The 6959-nt window shown below is 73.3% G+C and carries 5 protein-coding genes; 2 read left to right on the top strand and 3 right to left on the bottom strand.

Features of this window, described 5'->3' with window-relative positions:
• Positions 1 to 178 precede the first annotated feature (178 nt).
• From NBZ83_RS28535 to NBZ83_RS28545, 3 genes are all read right to left on the bottom strand, one after another.
• Positions 179 to 817: a nucleotidyltransferase domain-containing protein gene (locus NBZ83_RS28535; RefSeq protein WP_261576174.1), complete on the bottom strand. Its 639-nt coding sequence runs from the start codon at positions 815 to 817 to the stop codon at positions 179 to 181.
• A gap of 505 nt (positions 818 to 1322) precedes the next feature.
• Positions 1323 to 3596 (bottom strand): acyl-CoA dehydrogenase family protein, encoded by a 2274-nt coding sequence (locus NBZ83_RS28540; RefSeq protein WP_261576175.1) that lies wholly within the window; start codon positions 3594 to 3596, stop codon positions 1323 to 1325.
• A gap of 184 nt (positions 3597 to 3780) precedes the next feature.
• Positions 3781 to 4995 carry a CaiB/BaiF CoA transferase family protein gene (locus NBZ83_RS28545; protein WP_261566418.1) on the bottom strand — a complete coding sequence of 405 codons (1215 nt, stop codon included), beginning with the start codon at positions 4993 to 4995 and terminating at the stop codon, positions 3781 to 3783.
• 503 nt (positions 4996 to 5498) lie between these two features.
• Between NBZ83_RS28545 and NBZ83_RS28550 the strand changes: the two genes are divergently transcribed.
• Positions 5499 to 6092 (top strand): nuclear transport factor 2 family protein, encoded by a 594-nt coding sequence (locus tag NBZ83_RS28550; protein ID WP_261576176.1) that lies wholly within the window; start codon positions 5499 to 5501, stop codon positions 6090 to 6092.
• A complete protein-coding gene (locus NBZ83_RS28555; RefSeq protein WP_261566416.1) occupies positions 6089 to 6841 on the top strand; it encodes an SDR family NAD(P)-dependent oxidoreductase in 753 nt (250 codons plus the stop codon). The genes NBZ83_RS28550 and NBZ83_RS28555 overlap by 4 nt, the downstream gene beginning before the upstream one ends.
• Positions 6842 to 6959 lie beyond the last annotated feature (118 nt).

Here is a 6959-nt window from a genome sequence, read left to right on the forward strand (position 1 = left end):
ACGACGCCCACCCCGCCCGCGCCGACACCGCCGGCATTGCCGGCGACACCCGCCGCGGCGTCCGGCTCGGCTGCGGGCATGCGCGTCTCCATCCATGGGCGGATCTCCACGCTACCGGGGCCCGCGGCGCACCGGACAGAGTCGGCCCGAAACGCCTTGTGGGGGCCGGGAGGCGGGGCTACAGGCTCGCCTGCCAGGGGTGTCCTGGGTGCGCGCGGGCGAGTAGCTCGGCCAGGGTCCGGCGCTGGGCCGGGGTCATGTGCGGGATGGTTCCGTCGAAGTCTGCCCGATCCTTGGGGCGGGCGTGCTTGGCCTTGAACAGCAGGACGATTTCGGGAGCCAGGTATGGGATGCCGTCTGGGGTGTGGTGAATGATCTCGCCGTAGGCAAGGCGGATCGTCTGGTCGTGCCGGTAGATCCAGATATCGCCGTCGTGGGGTTCTCGGAACACATCAAGTAGGTAATTGCCGGTGGTATGGTCGCGCAGCCAGGTCTGGTGTGTGGCGGCTAGCACGTCCGGTGTGGCGTTCTCCCAGATCCGGCCGCTGCTGACCGCGTCGAAGGCGTATCCGGGGAAGCGGTCGCGGATCTCGGGGAAGCTCGCGGCGGGGACCGCGATCTCGATGTCCCCGTGCTCGCGCGTCTGCGTGCCGCGGAACAGGTCCAGCGCCCAGCCCGCGGCCACGCACCAGGGCACGGTGATCCCGGCCAGGTGCTGTGCGACCTGGCGCGGGGTCCAGCACGATGACCACCTGGCGCCGAGGGCTTCGATCTCGGCGAGTGACAGCTCGGTGCCGCCGGGCAGCTGCTCGCTCACTGGTGGGAATCTATCAGCGGAGTCGTCGAGGACCGTCCTTCCAAGACCGTCCTTCCAAGGAGAGGGCAGGGATGTCCGACACGCGAAAAATAAGGTATCAATCACGAAGGTAAAGTCTGTGCTGGGTGCGGCCGTGTTCGCGGCCGTTTTCTTCCTGATATCTCTGCCCGCCGCGGTATTCGCGACGGAAACGGCAGACTGGTCCGCCACGAAGTCGGCGGCAGCAGGCCGGCACGGCGCGCCACCGGCCACCGGGGTCGCCTAATTCTGGGGATGGAACGCGGTCGGTCAGCTCGGCCACGGCAATCAGGTCGGCAGCAACTGCCCCTTCCCGGTCGCAGGAATCGACAGCGTCACCGTCATTGCCAGCGGTGGGTACAAGCGGATACGCGCTTGGCGGCCCTGGCCGCAGGCACGCCGCAACGCGCTGACAGCACGACTGTCATATCAACCCGGGGCGGTCCAGTCTGTCTGGGCCGCCCCGGCGGGGGGACGTTGCAGAAAGTCAGCGGGGCATGCCGAGGACGCGTTCGGCGAGGATGTTGCGCATGATCTCGGTGGTGCCGCCGGCGATCGTCGCCGAGCGCGACATCAGGTACTCCCGCTGCGCGCGGCGTCCGGTCGTCTCGGCGACGCCGGCGAGGCCGAGGGCGGCGAGATGCGTCTCGCCCTGGTGCTGCATGGCCCGCGACCACAGCAGCTTGATGACCGAGTGCTCCGCGCCGGGTGCGCCGCCGTCGGCGATGCGGCCGAGCGCGCGGCTGCCGAGCAGGCCGACGAGGCGGGCCTCGACGAGCCGGTCGGTGAGCTCCAGGCGGGTCAGCTCGTCCAGGCCGTGCCCGGACAGCGCCGTCACCAGATCGTCGACGGACTGCTCCAGCCCGGCGGCGAGCTCGATGACACCCGCCCGCTCGAAGCCGAGCGTCGTCATGGTGACCGTCCAGCCGGCGTGCAACGGGCCGAGCAGCGCACTGCGCGGGACGCGGACTTCGTCGTAGAACACCTCGGCGAAGCCGCTCTCGCCGGTGATCATCGTGATCGGGCGGCGGGTGATGCCGGGCAGGTCGAGCGGCACGAGCAGCGCGGAGATCCCGCGGTGCGGGGCCGCGTCCGGATCGGTGCGGGCCAGCAGCAGGCAGTGGGTCGCCTCCATGCCCTCCGACGTCCACACCTTCTGCCCGGTGATGACGAACTCGGCGTCGTCGCCGTCGCCGACGAGCTCCGCCCGGGTGCGCAGCGAGGCCAGGTCGCTGCCCGAACCGGGTTCGGAGAAGCCCTGGCACCAGATCTCGGTGCCGGCCTGGATCGCCGGCAGGTGCGCCTTCTGCTCGGGCGTGCCGTAACGCATGAGGGTGGGGGCGACGTTGTTCAGGCCGAGGACGCCGCCGAGCGGCTGCGGCGCCCGGTGGGTCGCCATGACCCGGTCGCAGGCGACCTGGTCGACGATGCCGAGCCCGCGTCCGCCGTACTCCACCGGCCACTGCGGGGCGACCCAGCCGACCGAGTGCAACGCCTGCTGCCAGGCCATCCGGGCGGGAAACGACACCTCGTCGCCCCAGGCCTCGCGGTAGGCGGGCAGCAGGGCGGCGACGTGCCCGGCGAGCTGCGCGGCGGGCCCGGAGCCGGGCACGCTCAGCGCCGGGTGGGCGCCGGCGCCGCGCCGTGTCGGGTCGAGGCGGGCGCGGTGCGCGGCGGCGCCGCCGAGCAGCGGCGCGGTGGCCGCGGCGCGGCGCAGGTACAGGTGGACCTCGTGCTCCCAGGTGAAGCCGATCCCGCCGAGGATCTGCAGGTACTCGTTGGAGACGACGTGGGCGGCGCGGCCGGCGGCGAGCAGGGCCAGCGCCAGGGCATCGTCGAGCTCGGCCGGGTCGGCGGCGTCGTCGAGGTGGGCGGCGAGGTGGCGGGTGGCCGCGCGGGCCTGCTCGACCTCGGCGAGCATCTCGGCGCAGCGGTGCTTGACGGCCTGGAAGGAGCCGATCGGACGGCCGAACTGGTGGCGGTCGGCCGCGTAACCGACCGCGCCGATCAGGCAGTGCCCGGCGAGGCCGGTGAGCTCGGCGGCCAGCGCCAGCGCCGCGGTGGCCTGGCCCCGGCGCACCGCCGCGATCGCCTCGGCGCCCGCCGCCAGCACGGTGCCCGGGGTTTCGCGCAGGGTCAGCGTGCCCAGCGGCCGGGTGGCGTCGACGCCACCGACCCGGGTCAGCTCGAACCCGGCGGCGCCGGCGTCGACGACGACCAGCAGGGGGCCGCCCGGCGCCTCGGCGAGCACCAGCACGTGGGCCGCCTCCGGGGACAGCACGGCCGAGACCTCGCCGGTGAGACCCACCTGCGCACCGGCAGGGGAGGTTGTGGCCGCGCGCACCGAGCCGGGCGCGCCCCACAGGCCCTCGTGCGCGGTCCAGGCCAGGGTCACCACCGTTCCGTCGGCGACGGCGCCGAGCAGCGCCGACGCCGCCGCAGCGGGCAGCTCCTGCAGGGTCCCCAGCGCCGCGGCGGCACCGACGCTCGGCACCGGTGCGAGCACCGCCCCGACCGCTTCGAGGGCGACGGCGAGATCGGCCCAGCGGCCGCCCCCGCCGCCCTGCTCCTCGGCCAGGGGCAGGCCCGCCAGCCCCACCTCGGCGAGCGCCGCCCACACCGGTAGCTCCGAGACCTGCGCGGGGTCGGCGATCTGCTTGTGCCGGGAGTCCGTGGGCCAGTTGCGGGCGAGCTGGCCGACCACGGCCTCGGTGAGCGCGGCCTGTTCCTCGGTGTCGGCGACGCCGACCTGGTCGATCACTACTGGATACCTCGTGGGGCTCGGCGCGAGGCGCCGTGGGCGCCCCCGCGGGGGGACGGAGCAGAACATGCCGGCACCGGTGGACGCGCATCGCGTCCGCGTGCGGCTGATCCGGCGTGCGGCCGGGCCGGACAGCAGCGGCGGGCCAGGCGTGCGTTTCCGCGGCCCGGCCCGCCGTGGTCGCTCAGGAGGTGGCGCCGGTCTCCTTGAACTCGATGATCTTGTCCCAGTCGTACCCGAGCTCGAGGAGGATCTCCTCGGTGTGCTGGCCGTGCTCGGGGGCGGCGGTGAGTTCGAGGTGCTTCTCGTCGAACTGCACCGGGCTCGCCGCGACGGAGAACGTGTTGCCGTTGCCGTCGGTGATCTTCGGCAGGTAACCGTTCGCCTGGACCTGCGGGTCGGAGTGCAGCTCGGGGGCGGTGCGCACGGCGTCCCAGACGCCGTCGAAGTCGGCCAGGGCCTTCTCCCAGTGCGACAGCGGTGCCGACTCGAAGGTTGCCCGCAGCTCGGCGATGCACTCGCGCCGGTTGACGAAGCGGACCTTCGCGTCGCTGTACCGGGGGTCGTCGATGAGGTCCGTGCGGCCCAGGCGGGTGCAGAAGTCCGACCAGAAGCGGTCGGCCTGCAGCAGCACGACCGCGAGGAACCGTCCGTCGCCGGTGCGGTAGAGGTTCGCGACCGGGTTGGGCATCTCCTCGAGGTGGAACTTCGGGATCGGTGCGCCGGTGACGCCGGCCCCGACGATGTCCGGGGCGAGCTGCCAGATCGCGGCGGCCAGCAGGGACACGTCGACGACGGACGGCTCGCCGCTGCGCTCGCGGCGGAACAGCGCCGCGGCGATGCCGCCCGCGAGCGCGAAGCCGCCGTAGGTGTCACCGAAGGCGGGCCGCTGCGGGGCGGGCCAGTCGCCCTCGTTCGGGATGAGCGAGTCGCCGATGCCGCCGCGCGACCAGTAGGCGGCCATGTCGTAGCCGCCGCGGCCGGCCTGCTCCCCCTGCGAGCCGTAGCCGTGGCCGCGGGCGTAGATGACCTTCGGGTTCCAGGCGCGGACGTCGTCGACGTCGATGCCGGCGCGGGCCCGGGAGTCGGGCAGCAGGTTCGTGACGAACACGTCCGACTCCGCCACCAGCTTCTGCAGGATCTCGCGGCCGGACTCGCTGCCGATGTCCAGGCCGAGGCTGCGCTTGCCGCGGTTGGGCTGCTCGACGAAGTGGTTGATGCTGCCGGCGCCGGCGACAATGCCAGAGCTGATCAGGCCGCGCTGCGGGTCACCCGTGACCGGGTGCTCGATCTTGATGACGTCGGCACCCCAGTCGGCGAGCACGGCGCCCGCCGACGGGACGAACGTCCATGTCGCCACCTCGACGACCCGCACGCCGGCCAGGATGTCCTGCCTCATCGGATGTCCTGCCTCATCGGCTCCGGTCTCCTCGAACAGTTCGATGTCCATACGGACTGGATCTATCTGGATCTATACGGTGTGTGGCGCGAATACTTCGAAGGCGGATCGGCTGGCCGTGGGGGCGGCGTGACCGGTCCGGATGCCGCTGGCGGGCGCACGCTGATCACCGCGCCCGGCGGCCCCACCGGTCGAGCATCCTGCATGTTGACATGACCGTCAAACGTCGCTCCAATGACGATGGCGAGGCCAATGGCGGCCTCCCGGGAAGGTGGGCGAGCGATGACGACGGACATCCCCGACTTACGGGGGCCGGGAAGGGCCCCCGCCTCGTCCGCTGTCAGGCAGGTCGCGGGTCGGGCGCCCACCGAATCTGTCGCTCCCGTCAACATCGTCGGTCCCGCTGTCCTGGGCCCTTCGGCCCCGGTCCGGGCGCGCGTCGCTGTCGACCGGGCGCACGTCGCTGTTGGCCGGGCGAACATCGACCCGCGGGAGGTCCGCCGGTGAGCGCGCTGACGGGTGGGCCGGCCACGGCCGGCGACGAGGCTGCGATCCGCCGGGTGCTGCTGGAGTACTGCCGCGGCATCGACCGCCTCGACCTCGAACTGGTCCGCGGCTGCTACTGGCCGGAGGCGACCGACCGGCACGGGCCGTTCACCGGCACCCGCGACGAGTTCATCGCCTGGGTCGGCCCGCTGCTGGGCCGCCAGACCATGACCATGCACCACCTCGGCAACGTCCTCGTCGACATCCCCGCCGGCCACGACGTCGCCGACGCCCAGGTCGCCGTCGCCGAGAGCTACGGCGTGGCCTACCACGCGGGTGAACCCGCCGGCGACCTGCGGTGGAACTACGCCGCGGGTTTCCGCTACGTCGACCGGTTCGAACGCCGCGACGGGCGCTGGCGCATCGCCGACCGGATCACCGCCATCGAGTGGGTCCGGCCCTGGGACGCCGACCGCACCCGGATCGCCGCGTTCGGCGAGCATCTGCCGCGCCGTGACCGCACCGACCCGCTCTACTCCACCCTGCAGGCCGCCGCTCGCCCGGCCTCCCCGGCCTCCCCGGCCTCCGTGGTCGCCGGGGAATCGGTGTGAGGCTGGGGGAGACGGTCGCCCTGGTGACCGGGGCCGGCCAGGGCGTCGGCCGCGGCGTGGCGCTGGCGCTGGCCGCCGAGGGCGCCGCCGTCGCGGTCGTCGGGCGGACACTGGCCAAGTGCGAGGCCGTGGCCGCCGAGATCGTCGAGCGGGGAGGGCGGGCGATCGCGGTGCAGGCCGATGCGGGGGTCCGCGCCGACGTGGACGCCGCCGTGGCCGCGGTGCGCGCCGCGCTCGGCCCGGTGACGAGCCTGGTCAACGTCGCGCAGACCACCCGCTACGGTTCGATTCGCCGGCTCACCGAGGACGACCTGGACGCCGTGTGGCAGTCGGGCCCGGTCGGGTCGCTGCGGTTCATGCAGGCCTGCTTCGACGACCTGCGGGCCTCCCACGGCAGCGTCGTCAACTTCGGCTCCGGCAGCGGGCTGACCGCCCGCCCCGCGATGGGCGCCTACGCCGCGGCCAAGGAGGCGCTGCGGACGATGAGCCGCGTCGCCGCCGCCGAGTGGGGCCGCTACGGCATCCGGGTCAACGTCGTCTGCCCGCTCGCCGGCTCGCCCGGCTTCGACAGCTGGACCGCCGACCTGCCCGACGCCGCGGCCACCCTCGCCGCCCAGGTGCCGCTGGGTCGACTCGGCGATGCCGAGGCCGACGTCGGCCGCGCCGTGGTGTTCCTCGTCGGCCCGGACGCGCAGTACATCACCGGCACGACGCTGATGGTCGATGGCGGCTATGACTACCTTCGGTGAGCCGACCGGCCGCGCCGGCGCCCAGGGCCCGTTAGCCGGCGGTTCGCTGGCCGGCGGTTCGTCGGCGGGTGGTTCGTTGGCGGGCGAGGTCGCGCTGGTGACGGGGGCGGGTTCGGGG

This window comes from Frankia gtarii (genome assembly GCF_025403375.1).
GTDB lineage: Bacteria > Actinomycetota > Actinomycetes > Frankiales > Frankiaceae > Frankia > Frankia gtarii.